At 33.9% G+C, this 25,274-nt stretch carries 26 protein-coding genes, 1 tRNA gene and 1 other annotated feature; of the genes, 19 read left to right on the top strand and 8 right to left on the bottom strand.

Going from position 1 to position 25,274, the window contains the following annotated elements:
* Position 1 precedes the first annotated feature (1 nt).
* Genes Q2T46_RS02735 through Q2T46_RS02725 form a run of 3 tightly spaced genes read right to left on the bottom strand, consistent with a single transcriptional unit; the run spans position 2 to position 2,215 of the window.
* Positions 2-334, bottom strand: coding sequence for a hypothetical protein (locus Q2T46_RS02735; protein ID WP_303264370.1), 333 nt, complete (start codon positions 332-334; stop codon positions 2-4).
* A 54-nt stretch (positions 335-388) separates the two neighbouring features.
* Positions 389-805, bottom strand: coding sequence for a nucleoside-diphosphate kinase (gene ndk / locus Q2T46_RS02730; RefSeq protein ID WP_303264371.1), 417 nt, complete (start codon positions 803-805; stop codon positions 389-391).
* Positions 806-2,215, bottom strand: a complete 1,410-nt coding sequence (locus Q2T46_RS02725; protein WP_303264372.1) for an MFS transporter — start codon at positions 2,213-2,215, stop codon at positions 806-808.
* Between the two features lie 184 nt (positions 2,216-2,399).
* Between Q2T46_RS02725 and Q2T46_RS02720 the strand changes: the two genes are divergently transcribed.
* The 4 genes from Q2T46_RS02720 (at position 2,400) to Q2T46_RS02705 (ending at position 6,370) form a co-directional block, all read left to right on the top strand.
* The gene (locus tag Q2T46_RS02720; protein ID WP_303264373.1) at positions 2,400-3,209 is read left to right on the top strand and encodes a lipid II flippase Amj family protein; all 810 of its coding nucleotides are present in this window, start codon (positions 2,400-2,402) and stop codon (positions 3,207-3,209) included.
* 82 nt (positions 3,210-3,291) lie between these two features.
* Positions 3,292-3,768: a ribonuclease H-like YkuK family protein gene (locus Q2T46_RS02715; RefSeq protein ID WP_209454485.1), complete on the top strand. Its 477-nt coding sequence runs from the start codon at positions 3,292-3,294 to the stop codon at positions 3,766-3,768.
* Positions 3,769-3,916: 148 nt separating this feature from the next.
* Positions 3,917-5,104 carry an FprA family A-type flavoprotein gene (locus tag Q2T46_RS02710; protein ID WP_303264374.1) on the top strand — a complete coding sequence of 396 codons (1,188 nt, stop codon included), beginning with the start codon at positions 3,917-3,919 and terminating at the stop codon, positions 5,102-5,104.
* A 78-nt stretch (positions 5,105-5,182) separates the two neighbouring features.
* Positions 5,183-6,370 (top strand): NAD(P)/FAD-dependent oxidoreductase, encoded by a 1,188-nt coding sequence (locus Q2T46_RS02705; RefSeq protein ID WP_303264375.1) that lies wholly within the window; start codon positions 5,183-5,185, stop codon positions 6,368-6,370.
* 18 nt (positions 6,371-6,388) lie between these two features.
* Here Q2T46_RS02705 and Q2T46_RS02700 read toward each other — a convergent pair whose 3' ends face one another.
* The gene (locus Q2T46_RS02700; protein WP_303264376.1) at positions 6,389-7,252 is read right to left on the bottom strand and encodes a phosphatase PAP2 family protein; all 864 of its coding nucleotides are present in this window, start codon (positions 7,250-7,252) and stop codon (positions 6,389-6,391) included.
* 164 nt (positions 7,253-7,416) lie between these two features.
* Between Q2T46_RS02700 and Q2T46_RS02695 the strand changes: the two genes are divergently transcribed.
* From Q2T46_RS02695 to larC (Q2T46_RS02670), 6 genes are all read left to right on the top strand, one after another.
* Complete coding sequence (locus Q2T46_RS02695) at positions 7,417-7,887, top strand: hypothetical protein (protein WP_209454489.1); 471 nt, start codon at positions 7,417-7,419, stop codon at positions 7,885-7,887.
* Between the two features lie 83 nt (positions 7,888-7,970).
* The gene (locus Q2T46_RS02690) at positions 7,971-8,486 is read left to right on the top strand and encodes a CDP-alcohol phosphatidyltransferase family protein (RefSeq protein WP_303264377.1); all 516 of its coding nucleotides are present in this window, start codon (positions 7,971-7,973) and stop codon (positions 8,484-8,486) included.
* A 68-nt stretch (positions 8,487-8,554) separates the two neighbouring features.
* Entirely contained in the window at positions 8,555-9,382 is an 828-nt protein-coding gene (gene larE / locus Q2T46_RS02685) for an ATP-dependent sacrificial sulfur transferase LarE (RefSeq protein WP_303264378.1), read from the top strand.
* On the top strand, positions 9,372-10,124 hold the full coding sequence (larB, locus tag Q2T46_RS02680; protein WP_209454491.1) for a nickel pincer cofactor biosynthesis protein LarB: 753 nt from the start codon (positions 9,372-9,374) through the stop codon (positions 10,122-10,124). The genes larE and larB overlap by 11 nt, the downstream gene beginning before the upstream one ends.
* Positions 10,125-10,128: 4 nt before the next feature.
* Complete coding sequence (gene larC, locus Q2T46_RS02675) at positions 10,129-10,860, top strand: nickel pincer cofactor biosynthesis protein LarC (RefSeq protein ID WP_303264379.1); 732 nt, start codon at positions 10,129-10,131, stop codon at positions 10,858-10,860.
* Positions 10,861-10,895: 35 nt separating this feature from the next.
* A complete protein-coding gene (gene larC, locus Q2T46_RS02670) occupies positions 10,896-11,300 on the top strand; it encodes a nickel insertion protein (RefSeq protein WP_303264380.1) in 405 nt (134 codons plus the stop codon).
* Positions 11,301-11,330: 30 nt separating this feature from the next.
* Here larC (Q2T46_RS02670) and Q2T46_RS02665 read toward each other — a convergent pair whose 3' ends face one another.
* On the bottom strand, positions 11,331-11,897 hold the full coding sequence (locus tag Q2T46_RS02665) for a biotin transporter BioY (RefSeq protein WP_303264381.1): 567 nt from the start codon (positions 11,895-11,897) through the stop codon (positions 11,331-11,333).
* Positions 11,898-12,038: 141 nt separating this feature from the next.
* Positions 12,039-12,239: a binding site (T-box leader), on the top strand.
* 51 nt (positions 12,240-12,290) lie between these two features.
* Between Q2T46_RS02665 and Q2T46_RS02660 the strand changes: the two genes are divergently transcribed.
* From Q2T46_RS02660 to Q2T46_RS02645, 4 genes are read left to right on the top strand one after another with little or no spacing between them, the layout of a single operon-like run.
* Entirely contained in the window at positions 12,291-14,927 is a 2,637-nt protein-coding gene (locus Q2T46_RS02660) for a valine--tRNA ligase (protein ID WP_303264382.1), read from the top strand.
* Positions 14,928-14,955: 28 nt separating this feature from the next.
* Entirely contained in the window at positions 14,956-15,492 is a 537-nt protein-coding gene (locus Q2T46_RS02655) for a GNAT family N-acetyltransferase (protein WP_209454494.1), read from the top strand.
* 57 nt (positions 15,493-15,549) lie between these two features.
* Positions 15,550-16,827, top strand: a complete 1,278-nt coding sequence (locus tag Q2T46_RS02650; RefSeq protein ID WP_303264383.1) for a folylpolyglutamate synthase/dihydrofolate synthase family protein — start codon at positions 15,550-15,552, stop codon at positions 16,825-16,827.
* Positions 16,828-16,877: 50 nt separating this feature from the next.
* Entirely contained in the window at positions 16,878-17,111 is a 234-nt protein-coding gene (locus tag Q2T46_RS02645) for a hypothetical protein (protein WP_209454500.1), read from the top strand.
* Between the two features lie 55 nt (positions 17,112-17,166).
* On the opposite strand, the gene Q2T46_RS02640 is transcribed toward Q2T46_RS02645, so the two are convergent.
* Positions 17,167-18,438 carry a stalk domain-containing protein gene (locus tag Q2T46_RS02640; RefSeq protein ID WP_311062312.1) on the bottom strand — a complete coding sequence of 424 codons (1,272 nt, stop codon included), beginning with the start codon at positions 18,436-18,438 and terminating at the stop codon, positions 17,167-17,169.
* 284 nt (positions 18,439-18,722) lie between these two features.
* On the opposite strand from Q2T46_RS02640, the gene Q2T46_RS02635 reads away from it, so the two are divergent.
* The 3 genes from Q2T46_RS02635 to Q2T46_RS02625 all read left to right on the top strand — a co-directional run bounded on the left by Q2T46_RS02635 (position 18,723) and on the right by Q2T46_RS02625 (position 21,377).
* Positions 18,723-19,967 (top strand): IS110 family transposase, encoded by a 1,245-nt coding sequence (locus tag Q2T46_RS02635; RefSeq protein ID WP_303264385.1) that lies wholly within the window; start codon positions 18,723-18,725, stop codon positions 19,965-19,967.
* Between the two features lie 360 nt (positions 19,968-20,327).
* Positions 20,328-20,402 (top strand) — tRNA-Pro (locus Q2T46_RS02630).
* A gap of 63 nt (positions 20,403-20,465) precedes the next feature.
* Positions 20,466-21,377: a YncE family protein gene (locus Q2T46_RS02625; RefSeq protein WP_303264386.1), complete on the top strand. Its 912-nt coding sequence runs from the start codon at positions 20,466-20,468 to the stop codon at positions 21,375-21,377.
* Here Q2T46_RS02625 and Q2T46_RS02620 read toward each other — a convergent pair.
* Both Q2T46_RS02620 and Q2T46_RS02615 read right to left on the bottom strand, forming a co-directional pair.
* Positions 21,361-21,879, bottom strand: a complete 519-nt coding sequence (locus Q2T46_RS02620) for a DUF4364 family protein (protein WP_303264387.1) — start codon at positions 21,877-21,879, stop codon at positions 21,361-21,363. The genes Q2T46_RS02625 and Q2T46_RS02620 overlap by 17 nt on opposite strands.
* A 99-nt stretch (positions 21,880-21,978) precedes the next feature.
* Entirely contained in the window at positions 21,979-22,272 is a 294-nt protein-coding gene (locus Q2T46_RS02615; protein WP_303264388.1) for an alpha/beta-type small acid-soluble spore protein, read from the bottom strand.
* 152 nt (positions 22,273-22,424) lie between these two features.
* Here Q2T46_RS02615 and Q2T46_RS02610 point away from each other — a divergent pair, with 152 nt between their 5' ends.
* The gene (locus Q2T46_RS02610) at positions 22,425-23,072 is read left to right on the top strand and encodes a 4Fe-4S double cluster binding domain-containing protein (RefSeq protein ID WP_399388512.1); all 648 of its coding nucleotides are present in this window, start codon (positions 22,425-22,427) and stop codon (positions 23,070-23,072) included.
* Positions 23,073-23,146: 74 nt separating this feature from the next.
* Positions 23,147-24,961, top strand: a complete 1,815-nt coding sequence (locus tag Q2T46_RS02605) for a YCF48-related protein (protein ID WP_303264390.1) — start codon at positions 23,147-23,149, stop codon at positions 24,959-24,961.
* Positions 24,962-25,274 lie beyond the last annotated feature (313 nt).

Genomic DNA, 25,274 nt, shown 5'->3' with positions numbered 1-25,274 from the left:
TTTACTTCGCCTCTTTTAAGACTTTTAATGAGTACCTAAGCTCGAGATAGTTTACAAGTTTTTTTATTAGTTCTTTCTTATCGCTGTTTAAAAGATTCCACTTATGCCTATAATCGGCTATGACTGATTCCTTAACAGTATTTTGGTTCAATGTATCTACATTAACTTCTTTGTAGACGAAAAGCCTTGAGACTTTTCCGCTGCCTTTTGCTAATGTATTTGGATTGATGCCATAATCTACAATATCATCTTGTACTAAAGCATACCAATTGTAGCTGTCTATTTTTCCGTATATTATTCCGTACTTATTTGTTTTACTGTACACTTTTATCATAGAGAGAATTCTCCTCCAATAGAAATTCATTCTATTAGAGTTTATTACCTTGTCCTAGATTTTATTCATGTATTCAGGAAACCATAAAAGAATTTCTCTTTTTGCACTTTCCACGCTGTCGGAACCGTGAACTATATTAAATGTCGTATTTGTGCAGAAATCGCCTCTAATTGTCCCTGGCTGAGCATCTTCAATCTTTGTAGGGCCATTTAAAATCCTCACCATTTTTACTGCATTATCGCCTTCCAGAATCATAGCGAAAACAGGACCAGACGACATATATCGGATGAGGTCGTCGTAAAAAGGCTTATCCTTATGCTCTTCATAATGTTTTTGAAGCAAATCTAAAGATGGCGAAATGACTTTTGCAGCTACAAGATTAAGGCCTTTGTTTTCGTACCTTTTTAATATTTCTCCTATAAGGCCCCGCTTTACACCGTCTGGCTTTACCATAGCAAATGTCTTTTCCATTTACACTCCATCCTTCTCTAAATTATTCTTTTTATTAATTTTATCCCTAACGAGGGATGTTAATGCACAAATAATGGAAAATACTCCAGCTACAATGTACGCATCTCTCAACCCAAATAAAAATGCATTATTACTGTTTATCTTCAGAGATTCATAAAACATTTCTCTGTTGGTAAATATAGCACTTCCCATCGCTATACCGAGAACCATTCCCGCATTTCTCATTGTTGCCAAAAAGGCGGATGCGATGCCAAGCCTGTTTTTGGATACGCTGCCCATTACAGAGCTGTTGTTTGGAGTCTGAAATATACCATTGCCAATGCCGAAAAGCCCCAGCCTTGACATGATTGATGCCATTGAAGAATGCAGATTTAATGTGGACATTGAAAAAAGTGCTATAGCTGTAATTAATGCACCGATTGTTGATAGAATTTGTGCGCCGTATCTATCTGATAAAATTCCGCTTAAAGGCGCAACAACAAGCATTATCAGAGGAAAAGACGTCATGATTATACCTGACAGGTCTGTAGAATACCCTATTTTTTGCAAAAGGAAAGGTGTCAAAAATGTCATAGTGTTTTGAGCCATGAAGTTTATTAAAGTGCTGAGATTTCCAAATGTAAACAATCTGATTTTAAATAGGCTTAAGTCAAGCATTGGAAACTCCAGATTATTTTCGATCATAATGAAGATTATGAAAAACACTATAAATGTTGCAAGGGAAATCATGCTGGGTATTGAAGTCCATCCCCAAGTTCCTCCTTCAGATATAAACAGAAGCAAACCTGTAAGAAATAAAAATGCAGACATGGCGCCTAACGGGTCAAATTTTTCTGGTACTCCTTTGTTGTCAGGTACTACTACTTGAGCCCAGATAAAACCGATTATTCCTATTGGTATATTTATATAAAATATAGATCTCCAGCCAAGGTATGTAAGCAAAAAGCCACCTAAAGTAGGTCCTATAGAAAGTCCTATTGAAACTGCCATTGCATTAAAGCCTAATGCCTTGCCTCTTTCGTTTGGAGGAAACGTTGCTGTTATTATTGCTGGAGCCATAGACATAAGCATACCTGCGCCAATAGCCTGAAAAGCTCTTACAACGATCAGCATATAAATATTGTTTGACATGCTTAATATGGCAGATGTAGCGGAAAATGTTATTAAGCCGTATTGATAAAGTTTTTTGTAGCCAACCATGTCTCCTAGTCTTCCAAATGTAAGCATCAGGCTTGATAGCATTAATAAGTATGTCATGGAAATCCAGCTTGTAGTTGTTATATCTGTGTGAAATATTTTTGCAAGTTGTGGCATCGCTATATTTGTTACACTGCCGTCTATAGGTCCCATTACGGTACCTATTAAAACAGCCGATAAGATTATCCATTTATTAGTGCGAAGTTTTTCCATATAGACGATTTCCTTTCTTGATAAATGTAGCTTAAAGTTATTGTAACATAAAAAATTATAACATAAATCTCCATTAGAAACTAAATAGACTGTGAAGTTATGAGGCATCACCCAGTATTGCTTTTTTAGACATATTTGTCTATAATTTAACTTGTATTATTTTAGCGGAATAGGATGTGTGCGGATGGTAGATATTAAAAGGCTTATAATTGTTTGCTTTTTTACGATGGTGATAAATTTAATAGATACGTTATCGTATTCTATAAGACCATCTGGTGTAAGGACAAAAAAGCTTGCAGTTTCACTATCGCTTTTCAACATTATGGCTGTAATTTCAAGGCTATCAAACATGATACAGGGACCATTTCTTGGGAGTTTAGTTGACATATCGATAAAATACAATATGGTTCCACTTCTTGGTTTAAACATGAGACTTGTATTATTGTCGGCAACAATGGGTGCAGTCATTGGAGCGCCTCTTATGCCAACGTTTGTATCTGTGTTCTCTGCAGCAATCAATGGTATGGAGACTGCAGGTTCTGTGCCTAAGCTTATATTGATGTCTTTAAAATGGGAAAATATAAAGAGGATACGAAGCAAGATAGTTTTGCCTAGGCTTAGCATGCTTAAAGGCATTAAAGAGACTAATATACCAAAAAGCTTTTTGATTTACAATGTCATAATAACGTCTATTTATACAACGGGTATCATTTCGTCATTGTATGCTGGAGCACTTCTGCCTGAATTTCGCACAACTGCCAGTCTTCTTTCAGGAATAGTTAACGGATTCGCTACTATTCTCTTAACAGTTATCGTTGATCCTGTTGCAGCACTGATTACAGATCAAGCACTTGCGGGGAAGAGAACTCAGAAAGATGTCAATACTATGGTTGTATTGCTGGTATTTGGCAAAATAATTGGTACATTGCTTGCACAAGTCGTGTTTTTGCCGGCATCTCACTTGATTCTTTTTGTCACAAAATTAATTGTTTAATGAAAATTTAACACAGAGTTAATAAAAATGGTGTATAATATTATAAAAATGATACTTATGTAATCAAAGGAGATGGATAGCCTTGAATTTTATAAATCCCACAAAAGGCCTTTTAGATCTTGATAAGATGTTTGATGATATTATAGAGTTTATAAAAGATGACAAAGATTCCAGCTACAAACTTATGATAGGAACCGATTCGCAGCCTGGTAGAGTTATATGCTTTGTTTCGGCTGTTATCATATATCGCGAGGGAAAAGGCGCTAGATATTATTATAGAAAATTTCAACATAAAAAAATTCCATCTCTTAGGCAAAGGATTTTCATGGAGGCCAATTACAGCATAGAACTTGCAAATCTTTTATCAGCTAAATTTGAGAAGATGGGCAAAACTGATTTCAATATAGAAATACATCTTGATGTTGGTGAAAATGGGAAGACGAAAGATATTATAAAGGAAGTAGTTGGAATGGTTACAGGTTGTGGCTTTGACGCACAGGTAAAACCTGATTCGTATGGAGCAAGTAAAGTCGCTGATAAGTATACAAAATCCATGTAATTTTGTTTAGGGTATAAAAACCTCTTTTTGAGGTTTTTATTTTTAAATAATTTTCACGCGACTATTGCAATAATGGAATTTAGTGGTATAATATAAGTAAAGATAAAAGATATTAATTAATAATTATTATAAATTACGAGGTGAGATTATGGATAAAGTTGTTAAAATAAAAAATGATGTTTATTGGGTAGGAGTATTAGATCCTGATCTTGAGTATTTTGACATAGTATGGAGGACACCATGGGGAACGTCGTATAATTCTTATTTAGTAAAAGGCAGTGAAAAGATTGCTTTGATTGAAACGGTTAAAGAGCCATTTTACGATGAATATATTGATAAGATAAAAAGTCTTGTTGATTTAAAAGACATAGATTATATAATAATGGATCATACGGAGCCTGATCATTCAGGGGCACTGCCGAGACTTCTTAAGGAGGCTACAAATGCAGAGGTCATTGGTAGCAGGACAGCTATCACATTTTTAAAGGGGCAGATAAATCGCGATTTCAATTCAAGAGTTGTAAAAGACGGCGATTTTATTGATTTGGGTGGAAAGACTTTGAGATTTATTATGGCACCTTTTCTGCATTGGCCTGATACCATGTTTACGTATTTAGTAGAAGAAAAAATTTTATTTACATGTGATGCTTTTGGCTGCCATTATACTCCTAAACATTTATTTAATGACCTTGAAGATGATTTTTCTGACGCATATAAGCTGTACTTTGATTCTATCGTAAGTCCTTTTAAACCGAAAGTTCTAGAAGCTATAGAGAAAATTAGAAATTTACCAATCGATGTGATAGCGGTAGGTCATGGGCCAGTATTGAGAAAAGATATAGAAAAATACGTTGAGACCTATAAAAAATGGAGCACATATGATACAAATACAAAGAAGAAAGTGCTGATATACTATGTTTCTGCATACGGCAATACTAGAAAGATGGCGGAAGAGATAAGCAATGGCATCAAAGATTCTGGGGTTATAGACGTGGATATATACAATGCAAAGGCAGTTAATTTAGATGATGCAAGGGATAAGATTGAAAAAGCAGACGGGCTGCTGTTTGGTTCGCCGACGATTACTGGTGACGCTGTTGAACCCATCTGGGATGTTATAGATAGGATAAATCCTATAAAAAATAAGAATAAGCCTGCTGCAGTTTTTGGCTCATATGGATGGAGTGGCGAGGCGATACCTTTGATGGAGGAAAGGCTTAAAGGGTTAAAGCTTAATTTGGTTGAGCCAGGTCTTAAAATTAATTTCATTCCAAGTGATGATGATTTAGAAAAATGCAGGGATTTTGGAAGAATATTTGCATCATCACTTGTGTAACATAAAAGTGTTATATGCATCTTGCATATAACACAAATTAATTTTTTTACATATATAATTTTGAAAGGAATGATTATAATGGATTTTGTCATAATAGGCAACGGAATTGCTGCATTATCAGCCGCTGAAAGCATTAGGAAAAATGATAAAGAATCTAAAATAACGATGATTACAAGGGAACCGTACAATACATATTTCAGGATGAAATTGTCTCATTTATTGGGACATGAATACGAATTAGAAAAACTATACGTTAGACCTGAATCTTGGTACAAAAGCAACAATATTGATACTATGCTAAAGTGCAGCGTAGTGTCTTTAGATACAGACAAAAAAATTATACACTTAGATAGTAGTGATAAAATTACATACGATAAGCTTATAATTGCAACTGGAAGCTATAGTTTTATTCCGCCGGTTAAAGGAAGAGACAAAAATGGTGTTTATGCAATAAGAAGTCTGGATGATGTTAATAATTTAAACAAATATATAAAAGACAAGAAAAGAGGAATTGTAGTTGGAGGAGGATTATTAGGGCTTGAAGCTGCATGGTCATTAAAACAGGCTGGATATGATATAAATGTTATTGAATTTTTTCCGAGACTGTTGCCTAAGCAATCTGATGAAGAAGGCTCAAAGATTATTGAGAATATTATAGAAAACAGTGGAATCAAACTCATACTGAATGCAGAAGTAGCAGAGATAACTGGCGATGATGCAGACGGTGTAATATTAAAAGATGGGAGAAAAGTCCAAGCTGATTTTGTGATATTTTCAGCAGGAATCAGACCTAATGTAGATATAGCAAAAGATTCTGATATAAAAATCAACAGAGGGATTTTGGTAGACGATTTCATGAGAACGAATGTGGATGATGTATTTGCAGCAGGAGATGTTGCAGAATATAATGGCAAAATATATGGTCTTTGGACTGTTGCAATGGCACAAGGCAGAAATGCAGGGTTAAATGCGGCAGGCATTAGGACAAAATACAAAGAAGTCATTCCATCAAGTACATTAAAAATAACGGGCGTTGATGTATTTTCGTCTGGCGATATATCTGGGGAAAAATCCACTTCATACAGTTATAAGGATGGAAATATTTATTATAAGCTGTTTATAAAGGATAACAAATTAGTCGGTGCAATTCTCATTGGCGATATAAGCAGCTCTACTAAAATCAAAAAAGCAATTGATTCTGGATATAATTTAAAAGAGATTTTGGATTCCTCAAAAGATGCTAAAAGTATACTTGAAACTTTATAATACTTGGATTTCCAAGTATTATAAAGTTCTCTTATTGAGTTTAAGTTTATTGAATGTTAATGGTGCACCAATTGAAAGCCATAACCCGCATATGAGATATCTTACAGTATTAAACACATTTGTATAAGGCAAAATATACTTTAAACCATTTTGTAAGGCCAAGAAAATTAATGCACCTATCATAACCTTGTATATCTGTTTTTTAATTGAATTACTAACTGTAAAAGCGTAGTATTTTTCATCAACAAAATATCCTATCAAAATACCTGATGCCAGTCCCATGTATTCAAAATTTTCAGTATATGGAAACAGAATTATTAATGCAGTAGGGACAATAATTGCTAAGATTACTTTATAGGCAAGTTGTATATCAAATTTACTTTCGACTATGATGCTATCCACAAGTTCACCGATAATTATTATTAAAACGGCAATTAATATGCCTCCAATTATGTCTACAGGCCAATGAACGCCTAAATACAGTCTTGATAGGGAAACGAGAACTATAGAAGCTATTCCTAAAACATTGATGCATTTTCTGTTGTACTTAACCATCAGTGTTCCCCAAAAGGTAGTTGTTCCCTGCGCATGACCGCTTGGAAAAGAGTATCCGCCGGCAGATTGAGTAAAAATCGATCTTATGCCTGGATAGCCAATTGGCCTTTGAACCATTGTTACATTTTTTACTACAGTATTGACATAAACAGATGACAAAAGAATTATACCAATTTTAAGTCCAAATCTCTTATCAACGCACCAATAAAATATAGGCAATACTAAAAAATAAAAGTAAGAGCTGCCCATCATGGTAATACCGATAAAAATATAATCTAAAATTGGATTTGATAAAAGCTGAATATCTTTTATAATAGCTGCTTGCATTTTATCACCTCAATATATATATTCTACAATTCTAAAGTTCTTCCTTCAATAAAAATCAATTTATTTTCTCGATTAGTTATAATTAAATTTGTCGAAAATTATTTTCTGTTGGCAAGAAGGATTTTTTTATTTTATAAAGAATAATATATATAGGTGGTGTTAATGTGAAACCAGAAAAGATATTTTTGAGAGATATGGAGAAAAGGGATAAAAGGACATTTTCGATGTGGCTTAGAGATGTTGATGTAGTGAAGTTTCTTATAGATATGTTTAGGGTATCGAGAAAAAGCGAAAATGTATTAAATATCCCGTTTGGGAAAAATAGAAAAATATTTATTTTGCAGACCAATGATGGAGATAATATAGGCTTTTGTGGACTTTATAATATTAATTGGCAATTGAAAAGATGCAGTTTGTATGTTTATATTGATGATTGTGAAAATGTAAGCGATGATGTTATAAATGATGCTATGAATTCAATAGTAAAAAGCATATCCCTGCTTAGCAAGTTTAAAATATTGGAAGTTCACGCGAAAGCTGATATATTGAAAAAATATATGAATAATATGAATAATGCAAAGAAATGCAACAATGAGTACATTTTTGAGATAGGATTAAATGGGAAAATCGTATAAAGGCCTTTTAAGGCCTTTATTTACTTTTTATCAAATAAATAATATAATACAATACAAGTGATTCTTATTTAAGAGGTGCTTTTATGAATATACCGAATATCTTAACGATGATTAGATTTGTGTTGATACCCGTATTTGTTTACAGTTTTTTTTACATAAACAATGGCAATATATACGCTGCAGTTATATTTATAATATCTGGATTGACTGATGTTCTTGATGGATATATTGCCCGTCATTACAATCAGATAACAAAAATAGGCATATTGATGGATCCATTGGCAGACAAGCTGATGATAATAACAGTGCTAGCAAGTCTGTGGATAAAGGGAATAATACCCTTTTTTATAATATTGATTGTAATTGTAAAAGAGGTTACCATGATCATTGGCGCATTTATTCTATACAGGAAAAAAGACATTGCAATACCTGCCAATAAATTTGGGAAAGGGGCAACACTACTTTTTTACATCGCAATAATTTTTTCAATTTTTGATTGGCCTTATGGTCTTACGTTAATGGTAATAGCACTGCTACTTGCGCTTATAGCTTTCTTTATTTATTCAGTTGAGTTTAAATTTTACAATTATAAACAATAGATTGTTTTATAATTTTGCAGTTTTGATTTTTGGAATTTTTATGTTATATTTTTTGAGGAGGTATGGTTATGAGACTAGAAGAAAAATATGAGAATTTAAAAAAGTATATAAAGGAACTTGGAAGTGCTGTCATAGCATTTTCAGGTGGAGTTGATAGCACTTTTCTTGCTAAAGTTTGCAAAGATGTGCTAAATGATAGTTGTTTAGCTGTTACAGCCACATCATCTACATATCCGGAAAGAGAATTTAAAGAAGCTCTGGAGCTAGCAAAGGAGATTGGTATAAGACATAAAATAATAAAATCTGAGGAACTTGAAATAGAGGGATTTTCCAAAAATCCTATAGATAGATGTTATTACTGTAAAAGCGAATTGTTTTCTAAGCTTAAAAAAGTTGCTGATGATGAAGGAATAGAGTATGTTTTAGATGGAACAAATGCTGATGATACGGGAGATTTTAGACCGGGTAGGCGTGCAGCAAAAGAATTAGGTGTCAAAAGCCCTCTTTTAGAATGTGGCTTTACGAAGGACGATATAAGGGAGATGTCAAAGAATTTAGGTCTTCCTACATGGAACAAACCTGCTTATGCCTGTCTTTCATCCCGCTTTCCTTATGGACAAGAGATAACAAGTGAGAAATTGTCGATGGTTGAAAAATCAGAAGAATACCTTTTAAAATTGGGCTTTGTGGGATTTAGAGTGAGGCACCATGGCGATATTGCCAGAATAGAACTTAATCCAGATCAGATTAATATGATGATGGATGAAAACATCAGGAAAAAAGTTGTATCAAAATTGAAAGAAATAGGCTTTAAATATGTTTCACTTGATCTTGAAGGTTATAGAACAGGCAGTATGAATGAAGCAATATCGGAGCTGATAAATAATGTACGATAACGTAATAAGGGACGTTCTTAAAAAATATGAAAATGGCTATATAGGATTAAATGAGGCAGTTGATATATTAAAAAAGCTTCCATACGAAGATTTAGGGTTTGCAAAGATTGACTACAATAGAGAAGTTAGACGAGGTTTCCCTGAAGTCATTTACTGTGAAGGTAAGACGCCTGAACAGGTTAAGGAAATAGCGCTTAGGATGTATGAAAGGGGAAGCAATGTTTTAGGTACTAGGGCGTCTATTGAACACTTTGAAGCATTGAAGGAAGTATGCGATAAGGCAGTTTATTACGATGTGGCGAGGATTATATCGATTAAATCAGAAGAGATAATGCCTACAAAAGGTGTTATCGGTGTTGTGGCAGCAGGTACATCTGACTTGCCTGTTGCTGAAGAAGCTGCTGTAACGGCAGAACTTATGGGGAATTCTGTAAAGCGTATATATGATGTAGGTGTAGCTGGAATACACAGATTGATGAGCAAAGTTGAAGAATTGAGAAAATTTAGAGTCATAATATGTATAGCAGGAATGGAAGGTGCACTACCTACTGTAGTCGGAGGGCTTGTGGCTTGTCCAATTATCGCAGTTCCAACAAGCGTGGGATATGGAGCTAATTTTCATGGACTTTCTGCACTGCTTGCTATGCTTAATTCATGCTCCAGCGGTGTCAGCGTAGTGAACATCGATAATGGGTTTGGTGCAGCTTATTCAGCAAGTTTAATAAACAAGATAGGAGAGTAATGATATGAGATTTCTATACTTTGATTGCTTTGCAGGAATTTCTGGTGATATGACAATTTCATCTCTTCTTAGCCATGGTATCGATATTGATAAATTTAAAGGCGAATTAAGTAAATTGCCACTTGATGGATATGATTTAGAATTTGGAAGCGCAAAGAAAAATGGCATAACTGCAAATACTTTCAAAGTTAATTATGATGACCATCACCATCATCATAGAACTATGAAAGATATAGAGAATATCATAAATCGAAGTTCGCTGAATGATGATGTAAAAGAAATGAGTCTTAAGATATTTCGCAATTTAGCAGATGCTGAAGGCAAAGTGCATGGGATGTCGCCTGAGGAAGTTCACTTTCATGAAGTCGGTGCAGTTGATTCTATAATCGATATAGTTGGGACATCTGTGCTTATAAATATGATTGCACCAGATAAGATAATTTTTTCAAAACTTCCTGTAGGATCAGGCTTTGTAAATAGCCAGCATGGTGTGATACCTGTACCTGCACCGGCAACAGCGGAGCTTTTAAAGGGTATACCGGTGTATGACAATGGAATAAGTGGAGAGCTTGTAACGCCTACAGGTGCAGCTATAGCAAAAACAATAGCTGATGAATTTGGAACGATTCCAGAAGTGAAGATCGATTCAATAGGATACGGTGCTGGATTTAAGGACTTTGAGATTCCAAATGTTTTAAGGACGATGATAGGCACGATAGATGTAAAAAAAAAGTAGAAAATCTTACTGTTCTTGAAACGAACATAGATGACATGAGTCCGGAATATTATCAATATATATTTGATAGACTTCTTAAAAACGGAGCTTTGGATGTTTATATTACTCCAATATTTATGAAAAAGCAAAGACCTGCAAATATGCTTTCTGTGCTTTGTAAAGAAGAGATGGCAGATTTACTGCGAAAGATAATATTCGAAGAAACATCTACATTTGGCATAAGAGAGTATAAAGTAAATAGATATGCACTTCAAAGGGAATTTAAAACTGTAAAGACACCTATTGGTAATGTAAGAGTTAAAATGGGTTATATGGATGGCAAACTCCTAAAATCACATCCTGAATCAGACGATGTAAAAGCTATTGCTGAAAAAACCGGGCTTTCTATATTATCAGTCTTAAAAATTTTAAAAGATTATGAAGATGAAAATATCACGTAAAAATACTGAAAGTACTAGCTTTCAGTATTTTTACTTATCTGTATACATTTTTAAAACAGGTCTTAATTTTAGAGATAGATATGAAGATATTAAAACTTTTATAAAATCACCTAATAAGTATGGTACTGCTCCTAATAGGACTGCTTTTTTAATTTCCAACCCAGCCACAACACTTAGCTGCAAAACGCCTAGCGCATATACAATCAATATACCGCCAATAATATTTGCCAATATTAATTTAAAAAAGTTGATGTTTCCTATTCTCACAAGTAAAGATATGACAAAAGAAGCTATTGGCATAGCAATTAGGTAACCGCCTGTAGGACCTAACAGTACGCTAATACCGCCATGAAATCCTGCAAAAACAGGAATACCAATCGCACCAAGTGCAAGATAGATAATCATGCTGAATAATGACGTGATAGGATCTAATAGGCTTCCAGACAACATTAATGCAAATGTTTGGCCTGTTATAGGCACTGGCGAAAAAGGCAGCGGTATACTTATAAAGCTCATGACAATTGTGATAGAAGCAAACATAGATGCAAGTGTCATCTTTTTTAATGAAAAGATAGAATTGTCATTATGTACTATCAAATTATTCACCTCGCCTTTGCAAATTTATTTATAATTATAAATGATATAATCTATATTTGTCAACTTAAATTTTATAGTTGGTTAACAAATAGTGATATTGACAATTTGCTGGTTAATGTATATATTATATATTAATAACATATTCTTGCCATGATAGTGAGGAGTAAATGTATCAGATAAAAGAGAGGGATTCCCTAAGGCTGAAAGGTTTCCTTATCGTTAGGTACATTGAAGGTAGCACTGGAGCATGTAAGCTGAAATGTAAGTAGGCTTAAACGGGTTTGCCCGATATAGCTTAAGTTATAAAATAAGGTGGTACCGCGGAAAACCTTCGCCCTTTTGGGAAAGGTTTTTTTATTTTACTTAAAAATAAAAACTTGAAAGGAGATAAAAATGGATATTGCAAAGACGTACAATCCAAAAGAATTTGAAGATAGAATATACAATGAATGGATGGAGAAAGGGTACTTTACCCCAAAAATTGATTATAGCAAAAAACCATTTACAATAGTCATACCACCGCCTAACATTACAGGGCAACTGCACATGGGACATGCACTGGACAACACTATGCAGGACATAATCATAAGGTGGAAAAGGATGCAGGGATATGTTGCTCTTTGGATACCGGGGTCGGATCATGCCAGTATTGCAACAGAAGTAAAAGTTCTTGATAAAATAAAAGAAGAGACAGGACTTACTAAAAGAGATATAGGCAGGGAAAAGTTTTTAGAAAGGGCATGGCAATGGAAGGAAAAATATGAAAACCGAATTTTGGATCAGCTAAAAAAACTAGGTTCTTCTTGTGACTGGACGAGAAAAAGATTTACGATGGATGAGGCTTTGTCAAAAGCGGTCAGAGAAGTTTTTGTTGCGCTTTATAAAAAAGGGCTTATATATCGTGGAGACAGGATAATAAACTGGTGTCCTAGCTGTAAAACTGCATTATCAGACGCTGAAGTAGAACATGAAGATGAGTCTGGACATCTTTGGTATATCAGGTATCCTGTAAAAGGTGAAGATGGATATGTTACGATCGCTACTACAAGGCCTGAAACTATGCTGGGAGATGTGGCAGTAGCTGTAAATCCTAATGATGATAGGTATAAAGGATTAAACGGAAAAAAACTTATTCTCCCGATAGTAGGAAGGGAGATTCCTATAATTGAAGATGACTATGTAGATCCTTCATTTGGAACAGGTGCTGTCAAGGTGACGCCGGCGCATGATCCAAATGATTTCGAAATGGGAATAAGACATGGTCTAGAATTCATAAATATAATGAATGAGGATGCTACGATAAATGAAAACGGCGGTGAATATTCAGGTCTAGATAGGTACGAAGCTCGTAAAAAGATTGTTGATGAACTTAAAGACATGGGACTTCTGGAAAAAGTAGAAGACTTAAATCATAGTGTAGGGCACTGCTATAGATGTCACACGACTGTTGAGCCGTTTTTATCAAAGCAATGGTTTGTAAAGATGGAACCGCTGGCGAAGCCTGCACTTGAAGCAGTAAGGACAGGTAAAATTGAATTCATACCTGAAAGATTTGAAAAAATATATTTCAATTGGCTTAACAACATAAAGGATTGGTGCATATCAAGGCAGCTTTGGTGGGGTCATAGGATACCTGCATGGTATTGCGATGATTGTGGTTATGTCACTGTTTCAAAAAATGATCCAACTTGTTGTGAGCAGTGCGGTAGCAAAAACATACATCAAGACGAGGATGTGCTGGATACGTGGTTTAGCTCAGCATTATGGCCTTTTTCAACGATGGGATGGCCTGATGAAACGGAAGACTTAAAATATTTCTTCCCCACTGATGTGCTTGTTACAGGATATGACATAATATTCTTCTGGGTAGCTAGAATGATTTTCATGAGCCTGGAATTCATGAAAGAGGTGCCTTTCAAGCGCGTTTTAATACACGGACTTGTTAGAGATTCTCAGGGCAGGAAAATGAGTAAATCGCTGGGAAATGGCATTGATCCATTAGAAATTATAGATAAGTATGGTGCTGATACACTCAGGTTTACTCTTATTACAGGCAATGCACCGGGAAATGATATGAGATTTAGCGATGACAAGCTGGAAGCCAGCAGAAACTTTGCTAATAAGCTGTGGAATGCATCTAGATACGTAATGCTAAATCTAACAAGTGATGATACAACGCTTTATCTAGAAAATCTAAATCTTGCAGATAAATGGATTTTAACGAGATTAAACAATGTTGTGAAAGAAGTGACGGAAAACCTTGAAAAATATGAATTAGGAATAGCTGCAGGAAAATTGTATGATTTTCTCTGGAGCGAGTTCTGCGATTGGTATATAGAGCTTAGCAAGCCTGTGCTTTATGGTGATGATTTAGAGGCTAAGAAAAAAACAAAATCTGTATTGAGGTATGTACTAGACAATACGTTAAGGCTTTTACATCCATTCATGCCTTTTATAACAGAGGAAATATTTAAGAACATACCACATGATGGTGAAACGATTATGCTGAGCAAATGGCCAGAATACAGAGAAGATTTGAATTTTGAAAAAGAGGCAAAGGATACAATACTTATAATGGATGCTATAAAAACCATAAGGAATCTAAGAGCAGAAGCATCAGTATCACCATCAAAAAAGGCAAGAGTGATAATAAACTCAGATAGGGAAGATGTTATAAAAATTTTTAGAGATGGAGAGAATTATATTACTAAACTTGCCGGAGCTAGTGAAGTCATATATGAAAGAGACAAAGATAAACTTCCACAAAAGGCTATGTCTGGGTCAGTTGAAGGCACATTGATTGTCATGCCGTTAGAGGATTTAATAGATATAAAAGTTGAAATAGAAAGATTAAGAAGCGAGAGAGAGCGTGTAATTAGCGAGTTAAAACGCGCAGAAGGCATGCTTAAGAATGAAAAGTTTATAAGTAAGGCACCAAAGCATGTAGTGGATGCAGAAAAGGAAAAGTACGAAAAGTATACTGAGATACTTAAAAATTTAGATGATAGGATTGACTACTTAATGAAATGATTTTGATGCCTCAATAGGAGGTTATAGGATGTTTACACTATTCAAGAAGGTAGAAAAAAATCCAACTTTAACGATAAGAGAAGCAAATGTGAGAGATGCCAAAGGAATAGTGAAGCTGCTTGATAGCGTCGGGAAAGAAAAAATATACATGGTTTCAGAAAATTTAGGGTGGTCAGAAGAAGAGGAAAAACAATTGATAAAGCGACTTGACCGAGGGAAAGACCTGATTCTGGTAGCTGATTATGGAGGAAATATTGTAGGCTGCCTTACTCTTTTTAGGTATTATGGCGGCAGATCGCCTAAAGTTCAACATGTAGGTGAAATCGGCATAAGCATAGATGCTAAATACAGGAATGTCGGCATTGGGTCGAAACTTTTTGAATATACGATTGATTGGGCTAGAAAAAGAAACTATAAAAAATTATGTTTGAGTGTTTTTAGTTCCAATACAAAAGCTATCCATTTGTATAAAAAATATGGATTTGAAGAAGAAGGGCGTAGAAGGAAACAATTTAAAATCGGCAATGAATATGTAGATGAAATACTAATGGGATTATTTTTATAAAACATCCCCAGACAATAAATGTCTTGTCTGGGGTTTTGAATTTCGGAGGATGAGAATATGAATTATCAAGATGCAATAGATTATATTCATAACACACACAAGTTTGGAATGAAACTAGGCCTTGAAAATATAAAACGCTTGCTTATACATATGGGAAATCCACAGAGCAATTTAAAATTTATTCATGTAGCTGGGACAAATGGAAAAGGTTCAACATGTGCTTTTATAAATAGTATTTTACTTGAAGCAGGTTTTAAAGTAGGTCTTTATACATCTCCATATTTAGAAGAATTTGAAGAGAGGATGAGGATAAATAATCAAAATATTCCAAAAGACAAGTTGATATATTACGTTGAATACATAAAACCTATTATAGAAAAGATTGTTGATGAAGGATATAACCATCCTACAGAATTTGAGATAATCACGGCAATTGCATTTAAATATTTTTGCGATGAAAATGTTGATTTTGTTGTGCTAGAAGTAGGGCTAGGAGGGCGTTTTGACGCTACAAATGTCATAGAAAGATCGCTAGTATCTGTAATAACAACAATTGATTATGACCACATGGATAAGCTTGGAGATACTTTAGAAAAGATAGCATTTGAAAAAGCTGGCATCATAAAAGAAAATGGGACAGTCGTTAGTTTTTATCAAAAAGATGAGGCACTTAAGGTAATAGAGGAAGTTTCTAGGCTTAAGAATGCATCCCTATCTGTTATGGATACAAATGATGTTAAAATTAAAGAATCTGACAGCAATCATCAGGTATTTGACTACAAAAATTACAAAAATCTTAAGATAAGCATAATTGGAAAGCATCAGGTTTACAATGCTTCACTGGCTGTTATGGCTGTAGAGAAGCTAAAACAATATGGTATAAGTTTTAGTGAAGATGTGATAAAAAGGGGACTTATTAATGCAAAGTGGCCAGGAAGAATCGAAGTTATCAGTAAGTTACCATTAATCGTAATAGATGGTGCCCATAATCCCCAAGGCATGGCTGTATTAAAGGAAGCTTTGAATTTATTCACATATAATAGATTGATACTTGTCATTGGCATGCTGAAGGACAAAGATACAGATAGTATGTTAAAATTGATAGTTCCTGAAGCAGACCTTATAATAACAACAAAACCCATAAGCGATAGGGCTTACACTGCAGAAGAATTATCACAAAAAATTGCATATGATGATGTATTGCATTTTGAAAACATAGATGATGCAATAAATGAAGCTTTAAAACGTGCAGGAAAAAATGATTTAATATTATTTTGTGGTTCCATTTACATGATAGGGTATGTCAGGATGTATTTAAAAAATGTAATAAAATAAATATTTAAATAATATAATATAGAGAACTATAGTCTCCAGAAGGTGGTTGTATGGAATATAACAGTGCACAACTTCTACAAGAGATAGATAATGCACTAAAGCGACTTAAGGAAAGCGAATTGTATCTTGAAAGAGTTGAAAAAGACAACTACCTTAAAACAAAACTTGCACAGTTGAAATATGACTTTGCAAGGGAGGAATACTTAAGACTTTTGAAAATTGCGCGAGATGAGCATATAAAGTACGATATGCAGGATTTGTATGAAAAGATTATAGACGTGTGATGAAAGCGGCCAAACGGCCGCTCACTGTATTTTTAGTAAATAGTATAAAACTTGATTAAGATACAGGATATACATAAGCGCTTTGTTCTAGCTGCACATCACTTATTTGTCCAATCAGCCATCCAGGGCTTGTAGTCTCTGTAAAGTAATATTTTGTTCCATCTAAGTTATAGTATGTAAAATCATAATTGCGGTCATATGGAATCTCGTTATCGTTAAAAGCTACACCAACAGCCATGTGTCCAACTTGTTGATTCTGTGGAGGTGGAAATACTAGCAATGCTACTTTATAGCCTAAGTTTTTTAATATAGACGATAAAAGTATTGACTTGTCTTTGCAGTCTCCACCATCTACAAGAGTCTGTGCCGGAAGTTGTGGCGTATCTGTTACTTTGTATGGTATAGATTCTACAAAACTTTGTACAAATTCAGCAGTATGAAAAGTGTCATATCCATTATTTTGTGCTATCTGCAGTAAATTTTTCGCAATATTTCCTATATAATCATAATTAGATTCTTCATTGACCCATGGTACATAATTATTGTTGGCATACTCCGAGCATGATAAAACCAAGGTTTTAATTTCATCAGACATATATGTAAGCTGTGATGATTGTTCTTCTCCATTGCTGCTGTAAAAAGTGTCTATTATGTTAGGTATTTTTCTATCCCAATCTAAAATATCAGATGGTATTTGAACTTTTAAATTATAAGTCATGTTTCCATACTGCCAGCTAAATTCTTTACTTATATCATTTGACGTGCTGTTGTTTTTTACGGATGACAAGGAAGCGGTATTATTTTCTAAGGTAGAACTGATGGCATTTGCACTGTTATTTGTATCTCCAATATAATCTATCGTTGCAGTGTATGTTGATTGATCCCAGCTTATATCGATATTAAAAGCTTTAGATATCCAATAAATAGGCACCATTACCCGATTGTTTATAATCTCTGTTTTCGTGTCCATTTCAACTGTGCTGCCATTTATATTTAAAATATTGCTATCTATACTAAGCTTTACGATTTTGTTATCTTTATCTATAGTTATGATTTCATTATTAAATGAAATATTCTGCGGTTCTACACCAATTGCATATGCAACATAGCGCAGTGGCAGGAATGTTCTATTATCTTTTACGTATGGTGCCACATCCATTGTATAAGTCTGGCCATTTATTGTGTATTCGCTTTTGCCAATTGTGAATTCTGCTTTAATGTTTGTTGTAGCAAAGACTGATGATATGCTGAGAAGAATGATAAATAGCACGCAAAAGAATACGGCTGATTTTTTCATTTTTATAATCATTCCTTTCGCTTCGCTCAAGGCACAAAACGTAATGAAATGTGCCACTTCGAGCTAATTTTGTTCTATAATTATGTCATAGGGATACCAGTAAACTACAAATCACGGGGAGGTGAGTGGTTTGCTACACTTACGTAGTGACCGCATTTTTATATGTGTAGATTGTCTTTCCAAGCACAAATAAGTGTGCTACTGAGCACGTAACCTTATCTTTGTTTAAACATTCTCGTTTAATGCTAGACAATCAGTCAATGCTGTCTATCCCTTTAATTTTTAGAACCTATCGGTTTAGAAAGGAGTTCCCTATGGCTTTAAAAATCGTGTATAAAATCTGTTGTGGAATTGATGTACACAAAACCTTTGTGGTTGCATGTATTGCTTCCACTAATTCTAATGGAATTACCACCTATAAAAGCCATCGCTTTTCTACCTACACGAAGGGTTTAAGAGAGCTGTTACAATGGCTTTTGGACAATAACTGCAAGGATGTTTGCATGGAATCTACCGGGAAATACTGGATTCCTGTGTTTAATATATTAGAAAGCTCCTGCAACATCATACTTGCACATCCTAAATATGTTAAGGCTATTCGTGGTAAAAAAACTGACAAGAAAGATGCAAAATGGATTGCTGACCTGTTTAAGCATGATCTTGTTGCCGCTAGCTTTATGCCTCCCGCTGATATTAGACAACTTCGTGACTTAATGCGCTATCGCTTTAAGCTTATTTGCTTTATGTCTAGCGAAAAGAACAGACTCCAAAATTGTCTCACGGTTTCTAACATACAGTTAGGAAACATTGTTTCAGATACTTTCGGTAAAAGTTCTCAAAAGATAATTGATAAGCTTCTAGAAAATCCTCTTGATACTTCCTTTGATATTGGATCTTTAATTCATGGTTCTATGCTAAAAAAACTCCCTGAGCTGGAACTCGCTGTTGATGGTTATATTACACCTGAACAAGCTGGAAAATTAAAGATCATCAAAGGACATTTTGAAGATTTGGAATCCCGGAAAGCAGAGTTAGAAAAACTAATTCTTGCGCTCGCTGCGCCTTATCAACAAGAACTAGACATAATTCTAACCGCTCCATCGTTTAAAAATATTTTCTCGGCTATTACTGTAATATCTGAAATCGGCGTAAATATGGAGGCTTTTCCTTCAGCGAAACACTTATGCTCATGGGCTGGACTCACTCCAACTAACAATGAGAGTGCAGGCAAGAAAAAATCTGTCCGGGTTTCCAAAGCAGGATGTTACATTAAGCCGCTTCTTGTGCAGTGTGCTAACTCTGTAGTTAAAAGCGAGAAACATCCTGAAATTCGTAACCGCTATTTGCGCATCAAAAAGCGTCGCGGCCACAAGAAAGCAATCATTGCTATTGCAAGAATGCTTCTTACAGCATTATACAACATGTTGAAGAAGAAAGAACCATATAATGCTGAATTATATAAAAAATCTGATGCTTTTCCCGCAAAACGCGAGATTACGGTTGAGCAAGCTATACTATTAGCTCAATTTCAAGGCTATAAAATAAAGCCAGCTATTTAGCATTAACACTTACTTCGATATTTAATTTTTAAAAAGTCATCAAAAGATGGCTTGTTTGCTATGCCATTTTATTCTTATTGCAATTTGTACTTTTAATTTCAACCTTTTGCACCCTCTCTTATGTAATGTAGTATATTTAAATGCTTGTAAATAGACTGCCAAACAATACGAGTCTATTTTAATAATACATAATAATTTTAACAGATAAATGAACAATTTGTTAATTTTATTTTAAAATGATTATTTACATGTAAACAACGCATTATCAAAAACCTTTTAAAAGCTGATAAAATCTAGCTCTCTTAATAAAAAATTGCTACTTGATATAATAATTTGTTTATGATAAAATTGTAAATGCGTCGGGGCATAGCGCAGAGGTAGCGCGCGCGGTTCGGGACCGTGAGGTCGCAGGTTCAAATCCTGTTGCCCCGACCATTTTAGTGGCATTAATTACTTCCATGCATATTATAAAGTAGCATATGCGTGGAGGGATGCACTTTGAAAATATTTGTAGCTAACAAAGGCGATGACACTATAAGCTTTATAAATGATAACCAAACGAAGGCATTTCTTGAATTGGTGAAAGATAAATTTACTTTTAAGAGTGATAAAAGTCATGTGCCGCAAATAGGGCCTCATAGATTGCTTATAAACAAATACAAAAAAGAATTGTATACGCTAAACATGTTTGATGATTCAATAAATATCATTGACATTGAGAATTTCCAATTAATTGATACAGTGTATGTAGGGCCTTCCCCAAATGATGGAATAATATTAAATAATCTTATTTATGTATTAAATGGCGATGCAGATTGTTTAAGTGTTTTTGATATAGGGTCTAGTAAAATATTAGAACAGATTGAGGTCGGTTTTCAACCGCAATCTATACTTTATAGTAAAAAACATAAAAAAATTTTTGTATCCAATATGAATTCTGATTCGATATCTTTAATAAATCCACTTAATTTACGTATTGAAAAAACATTATCAGTTTATTCAAAACCATATGGAATGTGTTTGTCAGATGACGAAAAATTTTTATTTATAGCAAACACATACCTTGAAACAGGGCTTGATGGTTCTATAACAATCTATGATATAATAAATGATGAAATTATTGACAATATACGATGTGGAAGATTGCCAATTTCCATTGCATTCCATAATGGCTTTATATTTGTAGTAAACTCGTGTTCTAACACATTGATGAAAATCAATTTACAATCCCGGCAATGCGAAGAACTTTATTGTGGTTATATGCCAGTTTATATTAAAATATTTAAAGACGTCGCATATGTATCAGTTTCAGGTGAAAATAAGTTGATTATTGTGAATATAAATGATCTTAAAATTGAAAAAAAAGTAGAAGTTGGTAAAGAGCCCGATGGTCTCATTTTTGAGGCGTAAGGGCTTTTATGATATAGCTGTATATATCATTTGATTTTTGTTTCCAGTTATCGCACACTATTTTAGCTTGCTGTGCATTAACTAAATTTAGATTTATTTCGATAAGGACGATATCATTTTCTATGACTTGTAAATTAGCTATGAATTCATTATCCGATTTTTTATAGTATGTTGCAACATATTGAGATTCTTGCTTGAATTTTTCTCTATTTATTACTATATATTCATCAATTTTTTTTCTTGTATTTTCTTGTATGTGTTTAAAGAATAATTTTAACGCATTCAGTCCAAACTCCGATAAAACATATTTATTCTCTTTAAGTTTGATAAAATTACTTTCTTCTAATTCATTTAAATATTGCTGTAAATAGAAATAATTCATCAAATTATTATCAGAGATTATTCTATTTATTTGTTCGCCTGTTATAGGCATATCTATCCTATTTAATATGTATAATATTATTAGCTTATTTTCAGCTAATTCTTGAATTTCATAGCTCAAAGCTCTACACCCCTCACAATATATTGTATGCTATTTATATTCTACCACAAAATATATATTAAAAAAAGAGAGTGCTTTGAATACTCTCTTTTGCATTATTTATTTCATATATTCTGCTTCGCTTCCTGCTGCACCGTTGCCTCTTTGTGTTGTTTTTTCGCCACCTATACTTATGCCATTTGACATTGCAGATTCGGCGTAATTTACCATTCTTCTAAGCATGTGACCTCCAACAGCGCCACAATCACGACTTGATAAATTTCCCCAATAATCTTCAGAACCTTGTTTTACTGGCAGTCCTAGTTCTTTAGCTATTTCATATTTTAAATTATCCAGTGCTTGATGGGCTTCAGGTACTACTTTCGGTTTATCGTTCCAACTTCCTCTTGCCATATTTATTCCTCCTAAAAATTATTCCCATCATTAATTTGTGTAGAAATATGCAATTTATTCTTTTTATAAATTGCAATTTTATGTTAAAATGATTTTGAAATTAAAAGTAAAAGGTGATTTATGTGAATGGACAATTAATTATTGAAGAAAAAATGAAAGAGTGGGGTGCATCAATCGTTGGATTTTCAGATCTTTTAGATGTACTTCCTGATGATTTAAAAGATTTAAGGTATGGAATAACGGTGGCAGTTAAATTATCAGATAGAATAATAAATGAAATCAATAATAAGCCTACTTATACTTATTTTCATCATTATCGCTCAGTAAATACGTTGATAGATCAGATAACATTGAAAACTGTATTGATGCTGGAAGAGTGGGGATATAATGCTCTGGCAGTACCTGCATCCCAATCAATAAAGGAACTTGGAGAATACAGAGGATTATTTCAACATAAGACGGCTGCAACAAAAGCAGGATTGGGGTGGATTGGTAAAAATGGCCTTTTGGTTACAGAAAAATATGGCCCGAGAGTACGACTTGGTACGGTATTGACAGATTTTGAATTAGATACTGGGAAACCGATAGAGACTAGCAAGTGCGGAAATTGTACCTTATGTGTTAAAAGTTGTCCTGCAATGGCACTTCACGGGAAATTATGGGAAGCCGGAATAGAAAGAAAAGAAATTGTTGATGCACAGGCATGTAGTGAATATATGAATAAAAATTTTAAACATATAGGAAGGGGCTCTGTTTGCGGTATTTGCATTAAAGTTTGCCCATATGGTATTAAAAATTAATAATTTTTTAATAAACTTTATCTAAATATTTGCTAGAATTTATTTATAGAAACAAAAAAAGGGGAGTCACTACTATGTGGCGAATAACTTATAAAATAATAGCGTTATTTATAACATTATTATTTTTTTTATCTGGTTGCGGCATAAATAAAACGCAAGAAAGTGGTATAAATAACGAAATAGCTAAGATTAACAAAAATGCTGAATATAGTTACAATTTAAATAACATTCCAAAATTTGGTCTTCAGGCCATTTATTTCATAAATGGAAAAGATGGCTGGGCAGGTGGTCAAGGGATTATTCTTTCAACAAATGACGGAGGCAAGAATTGGAGTGTAGCACATACTGGTTCTTTTAATATATTGGCATTTGATTTTGTTAATTCGATTTATGGTTGGGCAATATCGGATAAATCAATATTAAGAACTACCAATGGTGGCAAGACTTGGACCGAATTGCCGAAATTGACTGCAAATATAACAAATATAAAATTTGTAACTGTTGATAAAGGTTATGGGCTTTCAGACGATAAGCTTTACGTTACAAATGATGGTGGGCAAACTTGGGAAAATATAACCACTAAAATAAGGATAGATTCATATGATTTTGTCGATCAGTACCATGGTTTTGCATCATACAATAACAGCATATATTATACGAAAGATGGTGGAATATCGTGGAATTTTTTATTTAATCCGTATTTGCAAGGGGAATGGAATGTTGAAATTTCTGCAATTGATTTAAATGATATATGGGTCATTTATAGAGGTAAATCATCATCAATGAATAAACAACCTTATCTTATTTTAAAGACAAATGATGGTGGCAAAACATGGAGTACACTAGCAGAAGAAAATTATTTTGCTGATTTATATGGGAGCCATAAATCGAGCAATTTTTTGGGTTCGTATTTAAGTACAATCAACATCGTTGATAAAGACACTGCTTTTGCTATTGGTTTGAATCCAGATAATGAAAGCGACAAAGTGATAATTTCCAGGACAACAGATGGTGGAAATACTTGGAGCAGTTACCCTATACCTCAACTTGATTTTGAAAGCTTGATTGAAGGACCTACTCCAATATCATTTGTAGATACTTATAATGGCTGGATTGCTTCCACAAAAAACGGTAATGGCATAATATTAAATACATTAGATGGTGGCCAAACATGGCAGCAGCAATATCCTGCAAGAAAGGATAATAACCAAAAGAACAGTGAATTTATAAATCCTGTCATTATTGATGCATTGAAAGACATTACAGGAAACTCAATCATAAAAATTTACGCGCCTTCTGTTGTACCATTGCCGGAAGACAAGAAGAATCTGTATATAACTGCAGTACCTGAAATGAGTAAATTTAATGATAATTACAATGTGGACCTTATAATGACTGATAAACCTTTGGATGCAAATAGCTCTGAAATAGAAATGTACAAAGATGATTCAAATAATATTCTTGGAGATTTTGGCGGTCTTCTTTTTAGTTCTGATATCGACGCCGAAAATTATATAAGCGCCATTGAACAGAACAATGGATTTATAGTTGACGATGAAAGCCAGAAACTTAATTATAAGGATTTCATATGGGGACATGTCTATTATAAGAAAGGTAAATACAGCGTTCAATGGAAAGAAGGCAGATGGACTGTTGAGGTTAATTCTGAAGAAAAGCCGCAATTAGACATTGCTAAGCAGATGGTAAAATATCTTCAAAACTATAATTTGCCTATTCCACTGTATAAAGGGCTGATTGTAGTTAATATATCTAAAAACAAGACGACAACTAATATTTACTGGGCAAAAGAATCCAGTGTTTACTATATAAATTACAACTTTAAGCCTGTTGATGCATTACAGATGGCGGTATCAATGAGAGAGAATTGATAAAACTTTAGATTAAGGTTATTTAATTTAGTCTTTACATTTGTCAAAAAGCACTCATACAGAAAAGTGTTTTTTGACTTCATTTGTGTTCTAAGTATTAGTGACAATACATATCCTTTTTATTCTAGAGACAGAATTGCCAATTTCATGCAGATAGTGAGGTGAGCCTGTATAATTATCAGTTTTATAAAGAATTTGATTAATATTTTTATATATATTTTTATTGCCTTCTTTTTATTTATACAATACATTTGGTATGTAGCTATTGTTGGAAGTTATTCTACACACATGACAGTTCAAGAATTTGTTGTAT

Source organism: Thermoanaerobacterium sp. CMT5567-10 (genome assembly GCF_030534315.2).
In the GTDB taxonomy this organism is placed as follows: Bacteria; Bacillota; Thermoanaerobacteria; order Thermoanaerobacterales; family Thermoanaerobacteraceae; genus Thermoanaerobacterium.
The sequence above is the reverse complement of the archived record's forward strand: the minus strand, read 5'-3'. Positions and strand labels throughout refer to the sequence as shown.